Origin of the sequence: Lacibacter sp. MH-610 (assembly GCF_045780045.1) — a bacterium.
Classification (GTDB): Bacteria; Bacteroidota; Bacteroidia; order Chitinophagales; family Chitinophagaceae; genus Lacibacter.
The window spans coordinates 434,584-449,953 of sequence record NZ_CP116002.1 but is presented as its reverse complement, the minus strand read 5'-3'; the positions used below and the strand labels follow the sequence as shown (position 1 = coordinate 449,953).

General features: G+C 39.2%; 16 protein-coding genes and 2 tRNA genes. 12 read left to right on the top strand and 6 right to left on the bottom strand.

Going from position 1 to position 15,370, the window contains the following annotated elements; all coding sequences use genetic code 11:
- Positions 1 to 34: 34 nt before the first annotated feature.
- On the bottom strand, positions 35 to 1,282 hold the full coding sequence (gene nusA, locus PDL71_RS02045; RefSeq protein WP_407524646.1) for a transcription termination factor NusA: 1,248 nt from the start codon (positions 1,280 to 1,282) through the stop codon (positions 35 to 37).
- Between the two features lie 39 nt (positions 1,283 to 1,321).
- Positions 1,322 to 1,789, bottom strand: a complete 468-nt coding sequence (locus PDL71_RS02040) for a ribosome maturation factor (RefSeq protein ID WP_407524644.1) — start codon at positions 1,787 to 1,789, stop codon at positions 1,322 to 1,324.
- Between the two features lie 170 nt (positions 1,790 to 1,959).
- Between PDL71_RS02040 and PDL71_RS02035 the strand changes: the two genes are divergently transcribed.
- On the top strand, positions 1,960 to 2,187 hold the full coding sequence (locus PDL71_RS02035; protein WP_407524642.1) for a hypothetical protein: 228 nt from the start codon (positions 1,960 to 1,962) through the stop codon (positions 2,185 to 2,187).
- Positions 2,188 to 2,215: 28 nt separating this feature from the next.
- On the opposite strand, the gene PDL71_RS02030 is transcribed toward PDL71_RS02035, so the two are convergent.
- Positions 2,216 to 2,830 carry an HAD family hydrolase gene (locus PDL71_RS02030; protein WP_407524640.1) on the bottom strand — a complete coding sequence of 205 codons (615 nt, stop codon included), beginning with the start codon at positions 2,828 to 2,830 and terminating at the stop codon, positions 2,216 to 2,218.
- A 62-nt stretch (positions 2,831 to 2,892) separates the two neighbouring features.
- On the opposite strand from PDL71_RS02030, the gene PDL71_RS02025 reads away from it, so the two are divergent.
- The 10 genes from PDL71_RS02025 to PDL71_RS01980 all read left to right on the top strand — a co-directional run bounded on the left by PDL71_RS02025 (position 2,893) and on the right by PDL71_RS01980 (position 12,804).
- Positions 2,893 to 2,969, top strand: a tRNA-Ile gene (locus PDL71_RS02025).
- Positions 2,970 to 3,086: 117 nt separating this feature from the next.
- Complete coding sequence (locus tag PDL71_RS02020; protein ID WP_407524638.1) at positions 3,087 to 3,830, top strand: outer membrane beta-barrel protein; 744 nt, start codon at positions 3,087 to 3,089, stop codon at positions 3,828 to 3,830.
- A gap of 110 nt (positions 3,831 to 3,940) precedes the next feature.
- Positions 3,941 to 5,125, top strand: a complete 1,185-nt coding sequence (gene hflX, locus PDL71_RS02015; RefSeq protein WP_407524636.1) for a GTPase HflX — start codon at positions 3,941 to 3,943, stop codon at positions 5,123 to 5,125.
- Positions 5,125 to 5,484 (top strand): Rieske (2Fe-2S) protein, encoded by a 360-nt coding sequence (locus tag PDL71_RS02010; RefSeq protein ID WP_407524634.1) that lies wholly within the window; start codon positions 5,125 to 5,127, stop codon positions 5,482 to 5,484. Before hflX ends, PDL71_RS02010 begins: the two co-directional genes overlap by 1 nt.
- 72 nt (positions 5,485 to 5,556) lie before the next feature.
- Positions 5,557 to 5,630: transfer RNA gene (locus PDL71_RS02005), tRNA-Asn, on the top strand.
- Positions 5,631 to 5,771: 141 nt separating this feature from the next.
- A complete protein-coding gene (locus PDL71_RS02000) occupies positions 5,772 to 8,840 on the top strand; it encodes a type I restriction endonuclease subunit R (RefSeq protein ID WP_407524632.1) in 3,069 nt (1,022 codons plus the stop codon).
- A 12-nt stretch (positions 8,841 to 8,852) separates the two neighbouring features.
- Positions 8,853 to 9,050 (top strand): hypothetical protein, encoded by a 198-nt coding sequence (locus PDL71_RS01995; protein WP_407524630.1) that lies wholly within the window; start codon positions 8,853 to 8,855, stop codon positions 9,048 to 9,050.
- 17 nt (positions 9,051 to 9,067) lie between these two features.
- Positions 9,068 to 10,690, top strand: coding sequence for a class I SAM-dependent DNA methyltransferase (locus tag PDL71_RS01990; protein WP_407524628.1), 1,623 nt, complete (start codon positions 9,068 to 9,070; stop codon positions 10,688 to 10,690).
- On the top strand, positions 10,687 to 11,922 hold the full coding sequence (locus PDL71_RS01985; RefSeq protein ID WP_407524626.1) for a restriction endonuclease subunit S: 1,236 nt from the start codon (positions 10,687 to 10,689) through the stop codon (positions 11,920 to 11,922). The genes PDL71_RS01990 and PDL71_RS01985 overlap by 4 nt, the downstream gene beginning before the upstream one ends.
- A gap of 42 nt (positions 11,923 to 11,964) precedes the next feature.
- Entirely contained in the window at positions 11,965 to 12,804 is an 840-nt protein-coding gene (locus PDL71_RS01980) for a putative phage abortive infection protein (protein ID WP_407524624.1), read from the top strand.
- Here PDL71_RS01980 and PDL71_RS01975 read toward each other — a convergent pair.
- The 3 genes from PDL71_RS01975 to PDL71_RS01965 all read right to left on the bottom strand — a co-directional run bounded on the left by PDL71_RS01975 (position 12,794) and on the right by PDL71_RS01965 (position 14,809).
- A complete protein-coding gene (locus PDL71_RS01975; protein WP_407524622.1) occupies positions 12,794 to 13,003 on the bottom strand; it encodes a hypothetical protein in 210 nt (69 codons plus the stop codon). The two genes, PDL71_RS01980 and PDL71_RS01975, sit on opposite strands and share 11 nt — an antisense overlap.
- Before the next feature lie 5 nt (positions 13,004 to 13,008).
- The gene (locus PDL71_RS01970) at positions 13,009 to 14,502 is read right to left on the bottom strand and encodes a hypothetical protein (RefSeq protein ID WP_407524620.1); all 1,494 of its coding nucleotides are present in this window, start codon (positions 14,500 to 14,502) and stop codon (positions 13,009 to 13,011) included.
- Between the two features lie 79 nt (positions 14,503 to 14,581).
- Positions 14,582 to 14,809, bottom strand: coding sequence for a hypothetical protein (locus PDL71_RS01965; RefSeq protein WP_407524618.1), 228 nt, complete (start codon positions 14,807 to 14,809; stop codon positions 14,582 to 14,584).
- A gap of 162 nt (positions 14,810 to 14,971) precedes the next feature.
- Here PDL71_RS01965 and PDL71_RS01960 point away from each other — a divergent pair, with 162 nt between their 5' ends.
- On the top strand, positions 14,972 to 15,331 hold the full coding sequence (locus tag PDL71_RS01960; protein ID WP_407524616.1) for a hypothetical protein: 360 nt from the start codon (positions 14,972 to 14,974) through the stop codon (positions 15,329 to 15,331).
- Positions 15,332 to 15,370: the final 39 nt, after the last annotated feature.

Sequence of the window (15,370 nt, the reverse complement as noted above, 5' to 3'; positions counted from 1 at the left end):
TAAAGCAGCAACTTTTATAAAGTTGATTTCCGGTTTATTCTCTTTCAAATTCTTCTTTCAATACACGCTGTACATCTGCAATGGTTTCTTTTTCCAGATCAGTACGGCGCTCCAGTTCTTCCAGTGTAAGTTCAAGAACACTGCGTGCTGTATCACAACCTACACGTTTGAGTTCATCAATGATCCAGGGTTCAATTTCATCTGCAAATTCATCGAGGTCAATATCAAACTGGTCTTCTTCATCTTCCGTATCACGGTACACATCAATTTCCAGGCCTGTTAATTCGCAGGCGAGTTTAATATTTACACCCCGCTTACCAATTGCAAGTGAAACCTGGTCGGGTTTGAGATATACATCAGCATGTTTACCTTCTACGTCTACATTCATGCTGGTGATTTTAGCAGGTGTTAATGCACGCTGGATTAAAAGGTTAATGTTGTTTGTAAAGTTGATCACATCAATGTTTTCATTTTTCAACTCACGCACAATTCCGTGAATACGGCTACCTTTCATACCCACACAAGCACCTACAGGATCAATACGGTCATCATAGCTTTCTACTGCTACTTTTGCTCTTTCGCCGGGTTCACGAACTATTTTCTTAATAACAATCAAACCGTCAAAAATTTCAGGCACTTCAATTTCCAGTAATTTGGCGAGGAACAAAGGACTTGTTCTGGAAAGAATAATAACCGGTGAGTTGTTCTTAAGATCTACTTTCTTAATTACAGCACGGATATTTTCACCTTTCTTGAAATAATCCTGTGGAATCTGTTCGCTTTTGGGGAGCAACAGTTCATTACCTTCTTCATCCAGCAGCAACACTTCTTTCTTCCACACCTGGTACACTTCTGCACTGATGATTTCGCCTATACGATCGCTGTACTTTTTTACCAGCACGTTTTTCTTTAAATCATTGATACGGCTGGCCAATGTTTGCTTGGCAGCAAGGATGGCACGGCGACCGAAATCATGAATGTCCACATCTTCATACAACTCTTCGCCTACTTCATAATCCGGTTCAATTTTTACCGCATCGGTATAACTGATCTGGGCCAAGGGATCTTCCACCTGTCCGTCTTCCACAATCGTACGGCGACGCATGATTTCCAGGTCACCTTTCTCTGTGTTAACAATCACATCAAAATTGTCATCACTTCCGTATTTTTTGCGGAGCAATGTTTTGAACACATCTTCCAGTACTTTCATCATGGTGGGGCGGTCAATGTTTTCCGCATCCTTAAATTCCTGGAAGCTTTCAATGAGGTTGATACTAGCCATAACTCAGTTTTTTTCGTTCCCGCCTGTTACGGGATTGTTTTAAAATACAATTTGAATTTTTGTTGTTTTTATTTGGTCCAATGAAAATGTATGTTGAACAGTTTCTTGTTTTTTACCCTTGCCCTTTGTTTCTTCCACGATAATTTCCGGTTCGGCGGCTAACAGTTTACCGCTTACTTTACGTCCGTCTTTCAACACTATTTCTACAGCTCTGCCTATGTTTTTCAGGTATTGACGGGGGAGTTTGAGCGGCTCGTCCAAACCGGGAGACGATACCTCCAATGCAAAATCACCCGGAGCAAACAAGTTGCTTTCTTCAATGGTTTTGTAGAGTAAACGGTTGTAAATCACGCATTTGTTGAGCGATACACCGGCATCTGCGTCCAGCAACACCTGGATGCTGTTGCCGGGTTTTAATTTTATATCCACCAAAAAATAACCGGGCTCTTCTGCAATCATTTGCTCTGCCAGCCCCCTGATGATTTCTGTTTTATTCTCAATACTCATGTAAGTGAAATAAAGAAGGGAACGATTCCGTTCCCTTCTGTTGCTTCTTTTTCCGATGCAAATGTACGTTATCGAACCTTAACAGCACAAATCTTTTTTCGGGTTGCTGCCGGAGGTTTTATCAATCCTTTAATTACAACAGAACTAATTCAAACTACCTTTGCAGGGCTATGATACGCATTCTACTTATTGTAATTGGCATTTACCTGTTGTACCGTTTTATCTTTCACTTTATCATCCCGGTAACCCGTGTAGCCGGTACTATGAAAAAACGTATGCAGGAATTTCAGCAGCAAATGAACAGCCAGACCGATGCTTTTCAACAATCAACTTCACAGCAAGCGCCTAAAGAACCGGCTAAGGGTGGAGATTATATTGAATTTGAAGAAGTGAAATAAATAAAGACAATCGTTGTTTGTGATTACTTTACCAACCAAGTTCTTCAATGTACATACCGGGCAATAAGTGAATGGTTTGCATCCCTAATTGCTTTGCTGCCTCAATGTTAGCAGCGCCATCATCAATAAATAATGTTTCAGCAGGGTTTAATGCATGAGCATTGATGATGTACAACCACGCATCCGGTGCAGGTTTTCTTTTTTGAATACGGTTAGAGTAATACGCCTCTTCAAAACAAGAAGAAAGTTCCCGGCCTTCAAATTGTTGCTGAAACATTTTTTCAAACCGTTGTACATGAATTTCATTGGTGTTGCTGAGTAAAAAACTGCGGTACCTGTTTCTCAGTTGCCAGAGTTGTTCTATACTTTTTTTTCGATAGCCCAGCAAGAGTGCACACCAGGCCTCTTCCAGAATCTCATCACTCCAGTTCGTTTTAGTATGATGGCGGAGCCCTTCATAAAAGAGACGAGCATCCATTCCTGTTTCCAGCGCATGAAACAAATCATTGGCATGTGAAAGTGAAACCATTGTTTCAAAATCATGAATACCTAATTGCTCAAATGCCTGTTGCGAAGCTTTGAAGTCAATATCCAGTAACACACCGCCTAAATCAAATATGATATTCCTGATGCCGTTCATCATGCAAAGAAATTGTATTCAGCTGAAAGTTGGTTTTCTCTATCTTTGCCCCCGCCCAAAAGGCCGGATCCTTAGCTCAGTCGGTTAGAGCATCTGACTCATAATCAGAGGGTCGTAGGTTCAAATCCTACAGGATCCACCAATAAAGCTCCGGATGCGGAGCTTTTTTTAGAAAGTAGGTTTAACCTTTGATTAACCGCTTTACCAATACATTTGCGCTTCACCTCTGTGTGATCTGCAATAACTCTAATTCACGACAATGAAGAAATGCTTTTTAGTAACGGGTTTGATTTTTTCTTTTTTGATGACACAAGCCCAGGAAACAACTCCTTCTAAGAAAAAAGACTGGAGCAAAGCCAACCTCACCAACCGTCCTAAGGATCACCTGATGTTTCAGTTAGGTTACCTGGGTTGGGCACAGGCACCCGATTCTATTGCCACCAAGGGACTGGCCCGCTCTTTCAATGCTTATTTCATATTTGATTTTCCGTTTAAAACCGATGCACGTTTCAGCGTAGGTATTGGTGTGGGCTTTGGTACGGATCATATGTTTTTTGATAACGGTGCCCGCCGTGATTTAAACATTACCAACCCAACCACTTTCCGTTTTGCCAGAAACACCGGAGCAGATACAGCCATCAGCTATAAAAAAATCAAACTGGGTACCGCTTACCTCGAAGCGCCGGTGGAGTTACGTTTTATGACCAAACCTGAAACTCCTAATAAAAGTCTCAAGTTTGCCTTAGGTGTAAAAGTAGGCACCATGCTGAGCGCCGTTGATAAAACAAAGTTTAACCGTGATGCATCCGGCAATGTTGATTTTAGCCGTAAAGACAAAAGCCGTGTTCACTTTAACGGATTAAGACTGGCGCCCACTGCAAGGATCGGTTATGGTAATATCGGCTTGTTTGCACAATACCAGCTCAACGATTTTATTAAAGAAGGCCAGGGACCTAATACCATCCGCCCCTTTATAATAGGTCTTGTATTTACCGGACTTTAATCATCATACAACATATAATTAAGAGCGGGAGCAAGAGCTTCCGCTTTTTTATTGGAGATAAGAAGTCACCAACTCTGCGGGTATTGTTACCTTTGCAGTCCTGAAATAATATGATAGAACGTAAGAAAATAAGCAGCGAACGGGCCGTGCTGGTGGGACTGGTACACAAAACCCAAACAGAAACACAGGTAAATGAATACCTGGATGAACTGGCGTTTTTAGCGGAAACGGCGGGTGCTGAAACTATAAAAAGGTTTACACAGAAACTGCCGCACCCTGACAGTAAAACCTTTGTAGGCAAGGGCAAGCTGGAAGAAATAAAGCAGTATGTAGTTTCAAGGAATATTACACTGGTGATTTTTGATGATGAACTTACCGGCGCCCAGATCATGAATATTGAAAAGGCGTTGGGTGTTTATACCATTGACCGGAGTGATCTGATTCTCGACATTTTTGCCAGCCGTGCTAAAACAGCACAGGCCAAAACGCAGGTAGAGCTGGCACAATATCAATACCTGTTACCCCGGTTGAAAGGTATGTGGAAACACCTGGAACGGCAGGGTGGTGGTATTGGTACACGAGGCCCGGGTGAAACAGAAATTGAAACAGACCGTCGTATTGTAAAAGATAAAATTTCACTGCTGCGCAAACGCCTCGCTGAAATTGATAAGCAGGCTTTCACCCAGCGGAAAGACCGTGGTGAGTTTATCCGTGTGGCTTTAGTAGGTTATACCAATGTGGGCAAAAGCACACTCATGAATTTACTGAGCAAGCGTGATGTGTTTGCTGAAAATAAACTCTTTGCCACGCTGGATACCACCACGAGTAAGGTAGTGTTTGAAAACACACCGTTTCTTTTGAGTGATACGGTTGGTTTCATCCGCAAGCTGCCGCATCATTTAGTAGAAAGTTTTAAAAGTACGCTGGATGAAGTAAGAGAAAGCGATGTGTTGTTGCATGTAGTGGATATCTCCCACCCGCATTATGAAGACCAGATGCAGGTGGTACTGAAAACATTGCAGGAGATGAACTGTGCTGAAAAACCCGTGGTTACCATTTTCAACAAAATGGATTTGTATGAGCAAACCCAGTTTGACGAGTGGCTGGAAGATGAAGTAAAAGAAATGATTTTGCGGGAACTCAAAGAACGCTGGGAGCAGGATACTCAGGGGCATTGTGTATTCATCAGCGCTACAGAGCGAAGAAATATTGATGAACTGCGTTCAAAAGTATTAGACAGTGTGCGGAACCTCTACCGCATCCGCTATCCTTACAAAACAGAACACCTGTTTTAATGGCCGCTCCCCAACAATACAACTGGCATAAGATTGCAGAAAGTGCGGAGGATTTTTTTTGGCAGGAAAACCAGCTTTGTGAACTACAGGTAAAAGGTAAAACCATTTGTATTGCAAGAAATGGTGACCAGGTATTTGCCTGTGCTCATAAGTGCCCGCATGCCGGTGGGCATATGGCTGCTGGGTTTGTAGATGCATTGGGTAATATTGTTTGCCCGCTGCACCGTTACCGATTCAGTTTGCAGAACGGACGTAATGTAAGTGGTGAAGGTTATTACTTAAAGACCTACCCGGTGGAGATACGGGAAGATGGTGTGTATATAGGATTGGAAGAAAGCAGGTTGTTTGGTCTTTTTTAAATAAAAAAAGTTGTGGATTGGTTGGGGACAAACTTTGAAAACCCCTATTTTTGCCCTCCCAAAACGGGAAATTCCTCCTTAGCTCAGTTGGTTAGAGCATCTGACTGTTAATCAGAGGGTCTCAGGTTCAAGTCCTGAAGGGGGAGCAGAAAATCAAGCAGTTACGTTTAAAAACGTAGCTGCTTTTTTGTTTGGTACATACAGGGAACATACATAATTTAGGAGGCCGTTGTGGATAAAATCTTTTGCATCAAGCAGACTAAAACATAGCAAACACCCGCCTTCGAATGGCTTTCAACGAAAATACCAGAGTAAAAATACCTGCAATACTGCACTTCTGCAGGTTAGGATATACCTACCTTCCCTTATCAAAGGCTAAGTGGGACACAAGTACTAATATATTCACATCCATTTTAAAGGAGAGTGTAATACGGCTGAATCCCGAAATGGAAGAAGCAGATGTTTCATTGCTTCTTGAAAAAATCAATGTGGCATTGGATAACGAAGACCTTGGAAAGAGCTTTTATGAAATGCTTACAGATGGTTCCGGTGCTAAGCTTATTGATTTTGAAAACTTCAGTAACAATCAACTTCATGTTGTAACCGAGTTACCATGCATCAATGGTGATGAAGAATTTCGTCCTGATATTACACTTTTGATCAATGGTTTTCCATTGGTATTTATTGAAGTAAAGAAACCAAACAATCTTGATGGCATTCAAGCCGAATACAAACGCATACAAAGCCGCTTTAGAAATAAGAAGTTCCGAAAGTTCATCAACATCACACAACTGATGGTGTTTTCCAATAATATGGAATATGACGAGGAGGGCATCCAACCTTTACAAGGAGCTTTTTATGCAACTCCGGCTTATGGCAATGTAAAGTTGAATTACTTCCGTGAAGAAGAAACGTTTAATCTCACACAGATTTTGCAATCCGTTTCTGAAGAAACAGAAACGGATGTATTAAAGGATAACAATTTGGTGAGCATTAAACAGGCACAAGAGTTTTTAACCAACAAACTTCCCAATACACCAACAAACAGGATTTGTACTTCATTGTTTCAGCCGGAGCGTCTATCATTTCTATTACAATATGCAATTACGTATGTGAAAACCAAAGATGGACTTGAAAAACACGTAATGCGTTACCCGCAGCTGTTTGCAACAAAAGCAATTGAAAAGAAATTGAACGCAGGTGTACGCAAAGGAATTATCTGGCATACACAGGGTAGTGGTAAAACGGCACTTACTTATTACAATGTAAAATTTCTTACTCACTACTTCAGGGAAAAGAACATTGTTCCGAAATTCTATTTCATTGTTGATCGTTTGGACTTACTCATACAGGCTGGCAGAGAATTTAAAAGCAGGGGCCTGGTCGTTCACAAAATCAATTCCAGGGATGAGTTTGTAAAAGACTTAAAAAAAACCACAGCCATCCATAACAGTACGGGCAAACCTGAAATTACTGTAGTAAATATTCAGAAGTTTAAAGAAGATAAAGACGTTGTCAACAGGAAAGACTATAACATTAATATCCAGCGTATTTACTTCCTGGATGAAGTACATCGCAGTTACAACCCCAAGGGAAGCTTTCTGGCCAACCTGAATGAATCAGATACCAATGCCATCAAAATCGGTTTAACCGGCACACCGTTATTAGGTACTGATTATAATTCTAAAGCATTATTCGGTGAGTATATTCACAAATACTACTACAATGCTTCTATTGCAGATGGCTATACCTTGCGCCTGATACGTGAAGAGATTGAAACCAGCTATCACCTGAAACTGAAACAGGCCCTGCAAGAAATTGATATACTGAAAGGACAGGGCGACAGGAAACTTGTATATGCGCATCCAAAATTTGTGGAGCCGCTGCTGGACTATATTGTCAATGATTTTCAGAAGTCACGCATAACCTTTAACGACAACACCATTGGCGCTATGGTTATTTGTGATTCATCGGAGCAGGCAGAACAACTCAAGGAGCTGTTTGATACCAAATATGCTTTAACGGATGAGCAAGCCCTGCCGATGGCGGCCGAACCCGCAGCCTCCTATGGCGCAAAGCGTGAAAAAGAGAGCAGGGTCAAACGGGCAGCATTGATCCTGCATGATGCAGGAACCAAGGACGACCGGGAAGAATTGATTGAAGATTTTAAGGCCGGTACCATTGATTTACTATTTGTTTACAATATGCTGCTCACAGGGTTTGATGCTCCCAGGCTGAAAAAGCTGTATGTAACACGGGTCATCAAAGCACATAACCTGCTGCAGGCCTTAACAAGAGTGAACAGAACCTATAAGAATTTCAGATACGGTTATGTGGTTGACTTTGCCGATATCCAGCGTGAATTTGACAAAACCAACCGTGACTATTTCAACGAACTGCAAAACGAGCTGGGCGATGAAATGCAACACTACTCCAATCTCTTTAAAACAAAAGAAGAAATTGAACAGGACATCCTTACCATAAAGGATGTGCTGTTTCATTACAATACAGGCAATGCGGAAATTTTCTCACAGCAGATTTCACAGATCAGCGATAAGAAAACCATGCAGGAGCTCACCAAAGCATTAAACAATGCCCGTGATTTGTACAACCTCATCCGCTTATCGGGTCATTATGAAATGCTGGAGCAACTGGATTTCCAGAAAATTACCCTGCTGGCAAGGGAAGCCAACAACCACCTGGCCCTTATCAATACCAAAGAGGCGTTGGAGAACAACCTGGATACGGCAAACCTGCTGAATGTGGCGCTGGAAGATGTGGTGTTTGCTTTTACCAAGCTTCGTGAAGAAGAATTGATCATTGCAGATAAACTGAAAGACATCCTGCAGAAAACACGGGAAATGCTCGGCGGAAATTTTGACCCGCACGATCCGGTGTTTATTTCTTTAAAAGAAGAACTTGAGCGCCTGTTTAAAAAGAAGAACTTGAATGAGGTTACGAAGGAAGAAATGGAGGCCAATATCAGGGATCTGGAAAAAATCTACGATGCGGCAAAAGAACTGGAACGTAAAAACCAATTACTCCGGGCAAAATATGACAATGATGCCAAGTACAGCCGCCTGCACAAGCGCCTGATGGAGAAAGACCCGCTGACCGACAGTGAAAGTAAATTGTTTGAAGCGCTGCAAAGCTTGAAAAAAGAAGTGGACGCTCATATTCTGCAAAACGCCAATGTGCTGGAAAATGAAAGTTTTGTGGAACGTATGATGCTGCGTTTGGTGATCAGCCAGCTCAAAAATAAATTTGACCTGCCGCTGGATGCAGAACGTTCACAGGCCATCAATCACTTAATTGTAAAAGAATACATGAACGAGTATTACGGACGTGTAGCGTAAAATTTATTTTGTATGAAACAATATTCTCCCTGTATAATATCAAAGGTTAAAGTTGCCCTTGATTTAGATAATAAGTATAGAGGTAATACAAAAACGTGTTCGGACAAGTATTGGCAAGAAGTTGTTAATAGACTTGCTAAAGAAAAAAATATTACTGATACAAAAAGAATAAACAGAGCAATTAAACGAAAAGATCTATATAAAAGATAATTTATTAAGCACAGTAAATGAACAGAACTATTGAATTTGAAAAAAACACGAAAGACCTCATTGACGACCTAAAAAGTGTATGTGCCAACTATGGATTGGGAAACGACGGCAATGAGTTTAAAATCATTACACAGGTATTCCTATATAAATTTCTCAATGATAAGTTTGCCTTTGAAGTAAAGCAGCTCGACAGTAAACTGGCAAAGGCAGAGAAATGGGAAGAAGCAATTGTGAAGTACAAAAAGAGTGATTATGACTTGCTGCTCATGCAACTGAGTGAAAGCACTGCACGATTGCAACCGGAGCATTTCATTTCTTATCTCTTCAAAAATCAGAATCAAGCCAAATTTGCAGATTTATTTGACAGTACGCTTACTGCCATTGCCAAAGAAAACAGTGATATCTTTTCAGTTAAGACTGATGGCGGTGAAAAAATCATGCTCTTTGAAAACCTGAGCCGTTATGTGATTGACAAGCGGGATGAGTTTTGTAAAGCCCTCATCAACAAACTGGTGCACTTTTCCTTTGAAAACATTTTTCACGAAAAGTTTGATTTTTACGCCACCATTTTTGAATACCTCATCAAAGATTACAATACCAACAGCGGCGGTAAATATGCTGAGTATTTTACACCGCATGCCGTAGCCAAAATTATGGCTTCCTGCCTGGTAACAGAAAAAGTGAAAAACGTTACCTGTTATGACCCATCAGCGGGTTCGGGTACGTTGTTGATGAACCTGGCCCATGCCATTGGAGAAGATAAGTGTACCATTTACTCACAGGATATTTCACAAAAGTCTTCCAATCTTTTGCGTTTAAACCTCATTTTGAACAACCTGGTACATTCCATCCCTAACATCGTAAAGGGTAATACACTGGTAGATCCGTATCACCGGGAGAAGGACGGCAAGCTTAAGAAATTTGATTTCATTGTATCAAACCCGCCGTTTAAGTTAGACTTCAGCGATTTTGTGGAAGATCTGAAAAGTAAGGAAAACCACGAACGCTTTTTTGCAGGTATGCCCAATGTGCCTAAGGCAAAGCCAGAGGGTATGGCTATATATCCTGCCTTTATACAACACATCATGTACTCCCTGAATGAGAAAGGCAGAGCGGCTGTTGTGGTACCCACCGGGTTCATTACGGCATCTTCGGGCATTGAAAAGAAAATCAGGGAACGGTTGGTGGAAAAGAAAATGCTGCGAGGTGTTATTAGTATGCCCAGTAACATTTTTGCTACTACAGGTACCAACGTAAGTATATTGTTTTTAGACAAGGCCAATACCAAGGGTGATATTGTATTGATGGATGCCTCCAAACTGGGTGAAACGGTAAAAGATGGCAAGAACCAAAAGACAGTATTACGAAAGGAAGAAGAGGAACAAATCATCAACACCTTCAACGAGCACAAAGCAGTAGAAGATTTTAGTGTGGTAGTGAGTTATGAGCAGATCAAAGAAAAGAACTATAGTTTTAGTACGGGCCAATATTTTGAGGTGAAGATTGAGTATGTAACAATTACAGAAAAGGAGTTTTCACAGAAAATTAAACACTATCAGCGAAGCCTAGAATCTATGTTTGCTGATTCGAAAAAATTAGAAACAGAAATTAAAAATAACTTCCAAAAGTTGTCCTTATGAGAAGTTATAAAGTCCGTGATTTATTAAGGATAAGAAATGGGAAAGACCATAAAGCACTTAAACCGGGTAAAATCCCGGTTTATGGGAGTGGTGGGTTAATGAGGTACGTTGATAAATATTTGTATGATCAAGAAAGCATTCTTCTTCCTCGTAAGGGAACGTTATCAAACATTCAATGGGTTAACGAACCTTTTTGGACTGTTGATACTATTTATTATACTGAAATAAATACAACTTTAGTAGATGGATATTATTTGTTTTGCTATTTAATAAATCTTGATCTTAGTAAATTAAACTCTGGAACAGGGGTCCCAAGTATGACGTTTGAGGCATATTATGACATTGAAGTCAAATTGCCAGAATTATCAATTCAAAAGAAAGTTTCTAATTATTTAAAAAGCATAAAAGAAAAAATCGAACTCAACAACCATATCAATTCCGAGTTAGAGGCCATGGCCAAAACCATTTACGATTACTGGTTTGTGCAGTTTGATTTTCCTGATAAAAATGGTAAACCCTACAAAAGCTCTGGTGGTAAAATGGTTTGGAATGAAGAGTTGAAAAGGGAGGTGCCGGAGGGGTGGGATGATGGTGAACTAAAGGATATTGCCAATATCACAATGGGCCAATCACCACCAGGTGAATCTTATAATGAAAATGGGATAGGTGAAGTTTTTTACCAAGGGTGTACTGATTTTGGGTTACGGTTCCCTTCAGTAAGACAATTTACAACTGAACCATCAAGATTTGCAAAAAAGGGTGATATACTGTTAAGTGTTCGTGCGCCAGTTGGAACAATGAACATTGCACTAAACAAATGTTGCATTGGTCGAGGCTTAGCTGCTTTAAATAGTAAAAACAAGTGCACGCCATACTTATACGAAGTACTCAAAAACTTAAAACAAGTATTTGATCGGAGAAATACGGACGGAACAACTTTTGGTGCAATAACAAAGGATGATTTGTTTTCGTTGAAAGTTGTAATACCTACGGTAGAAATCTTAAACTCGTTTAGCGAAATACTAAATCCTGTTTTTGAAAAGCAAAACATAATTGCTCTTGAAAACCAACAACTTGCTTCCCTTCGTGATTGGTTGTTACCGATGTTGATGAACGGGCAGGTGAAGGTTGGTAAAAACAGTACAGCAAAGGCGTATGCGCAAACTCAGGATGAGGAATTAAGTATGGCAGCAGAAGATGGAGCGGAGTATAAAACAAAAAAGAAAAGTTAGTAGTTCCTTTAATTATGCAAAATATATATTAAAACACTTTCTATGCTACGTATTACAGCAATTACTCTTTTAATTTTGGGGGCTTTATTAGCACTTTGGTTTCTCTTTTTAGGAGATTATTTTGATGGTAATATTTTAATGCCTGATAAAGATAAAGCAAAAGAAATTCAACCATTTTTTACTGGCTTGGTAATGCCGATGGTTACATTAGGGAGTACCTTGCTGGTTCTGGAAAACCTTCGTAATACATCAAGGCAAAATTTCAGTAATAACTTTTTAAAGCTCATAGATCAGCATCATAAGCTGGTTGATAATATAAATACAGTTGTATACGGGATATCTACAGAATCGAACCCTTCAAAAGGAAGGGCATTTTTTGATGATTTGGCTCACAGAATTACCATTGATTATAACTGGTCGTCCGGCGGCACCAGAGCAGTAAGCAATCTCGATATTAAGCCAAATGCAGATATACAAGTTGGAGAAAGTACAGGGAAGGATAAGTTGATGAAAATCTATGAATATTATTTTCATGTTTATCAAAGCGATATCGGTCATTATTTCCGCAATCTTTATCGTATCGTTCGGTATGCAGAACGAGCTCCATTTTCTTCGAAGTTTAAGAGAGAGCATGTTAAAATGCTAAGGGCGCAGTTATCAAATTACGAGTTGCTATTACTGGCGTATAATGGCTTATATGATTACGGAAAGAAATTTCATCCTTTAATTGAAAAGTATGAACTTATAAAAACACTGAATTCGGAAGAGCGGGTACCACCAAACTGGGAGAAGCGAATTGTTGATCTTGAGATTCTAAAAAATAATTACCCTAAATTCAAATTACAACATGAAAAAAAGCCTGACGATAATGTCAGGCATTAAGAATTATTTTGGACGCTGTAATAGCAGCAGCTTTTCGTGTTCGTTTAATCTGATTAAAGACAGGCTGTACTTTTCGCTGTATACGTGCGTTTGCCTTATCAACATCAGCTACAGGAACCGTTTCAAATTGAACCGCCATTTTGCCAATATAAATAGTTATTATTTCTTTTTTTACTGGTTGTTTTTTTGTTGCAGGCATAACACTTAATTTAAATTATGGTTGTACATCTCAAAGTTTTCAAAAGGGTAACGTAAAGTTTGTAGTCTTATTGTATGATCAAAAGCCGCATAAAATAGTGACCTCCTTTTATGGCAGGCAAAGATAAAGGAATCCTGCCAGATTTCAGTCCCGGCAGTGGCATCTAGTACTATTAAAGAGCTTACAGTACCCTTTGCAGCATCCCTATTATTGATATACTCACCGCACCAGATAAACCGGGGCATTGCGACAGAAAGGAGCACCTGCTTTAATACGGGATCCATGTTTGCCTGCTTTCCAATATGCTCTTTAAATGACCTACTGGAGGCCATATACATCCGAAATATATGTGGAATAGTGGTTCTTATTCCATATTCCTCATCTATAAATATTTTCTCAAAAAAAGTTCTCGCTGTTTGTACATCCATGTACATTTTTTTGTAGAGAGGAACTACAAACGCTTTTATCTTAAAGCTCTTAAAACCGGAGTCAATATGATAGTTTTTTCCAGGGGAATTTAAGGGAATAATTGAGTAAGGATATAAATTATCATCCTGCACCACATATTCTTTAACAATAGAACTGAACGGTATTAATGGTGTTTTTTTTCCATTTAATGCTGATACAAGCATTGAATTACTAATTGATTTCCTACCAATCATGAGAATTGCATGTCCATATTCATGTTTGTTGCTTTCTATTGCAACTATTACAGGGAATCCTGATTCAATATAAACAGATAAGTTTGGGAAAAAGTTAGCCTTATCATCTTCCTTCGTATAAATAAGGGTTCCAAAACCAAAGTCTTTTAGTACAAATGATATTTGTTCAGGCGTTAATCCGCTGCTAGGTAACATTCGTTTATCAGAATATTCATTTAGCTTATTTATAATTGTAAGGGGTAACACAGGTTTATACTCTGCATATTTATGGCCAAAGTATTCCATTAATGCCCAAATAGTTGTTTCAGCACAAGTAATACTTTCTTGATCTTGTGAACTATGCGGGAATCCTTTTATATCTAGTCTAAAGCCATTTACCAAAACTGTTTCATGGTGTATACAGGTTACAATATCACTTTGCTTCAATGCCTTTTTGGAGATCAAATTTCTACCAATTACGTTTGGGAAAGTAGGCCTTAAAACACAATAACCACAAAAATTTTTGTTGAGCAAAATAGAGTCCGTTTCTTCGTTAAAGCTCTCTTCTACTGTATCTGCTGTAAAAAAAGATAACCTTATACAATCTCTATGATATTCTTTATACTTGGTAGAAAAATAGTTATAATAGCTGTCTCTGTAAACTTTATCTACATAGGGAAATTCTATAAAAACTTTAAGATCCGGTTTTAACGGGTCCAGAAACATTTTGATTTTTTCGCTTATTTCAGAATTAGTATGTTTAGCATCTTTGTCAACCAGATATCTTCTATGAGTAATGCCTAAAACTAGTGGGATTAGCTTATTTGCTTCAATAAAGTGGCGTTCTATAAATTGCATGTGTAATTAGTAAGTTCAATTCAACATAATAAATTATTACGGAATTTCAAAGCTTGCATTAAAATTTCTTTGCTATTGCCTACGGAGCCAATTTGTTCTTACAATACCCAAGCTCCTTACATTCTTCGCACAAATATTCATCACTGGGACCATCCATACCACTATTAGGTATGTACTCTAATTCCTGACCTGAAAATTCGTCCTCATTAACTGAAAGCAGTTCATCCTGATCAGAATTGAAATCAGCTTCTTCAGTGAGTATCTCCTCTTCTTCGAGCGTTACTATTTCTTTCTCTAAATTTTCCATAACTACTTTATTGTATTCAAGGCTTTCATCAACTACCAAAATAATACCCCCCGGCCTGTTTCTCTATTGATCATACCCCCCTACAAGTTAGTTCTTTCCAAATTTTTACCCAAGGTTCTAGTACTGCAATATTTAAATTTTTCTTCATCAAAACTTTTTTCTATGGCAAAAGTTACAAATTATGCTGTTCAGAAGAACAAAGGCTCACCTGATAAAATTCTGGTTGAAGTTACCGGAGTAGAAGTGAGCTACTTATGCAGGGCAACAAACAGGTTTATTTATATCATTCCCCGTTGCGCTGTGGAAGTATTTATCACCGAAAAAGCTGTTTTAAACCTCATTGGTAAACCCGTAGCTGGAGATTTTGAACGGGTACTGGTTAAGCCCTACCAAGTCATTCATTGGCCATCCAAAACGGTCTATGAAATCATTTATCATTTTGGGTTTCGGTATCGTAAAACAAATGAAGTGCTTGGAATTAAAGCAGTGGAATCCTATGATATAAAAACTTCACTACAGTAACTCAGTTAATGATTAAAAAAGAAAATTCAAAAACTTATA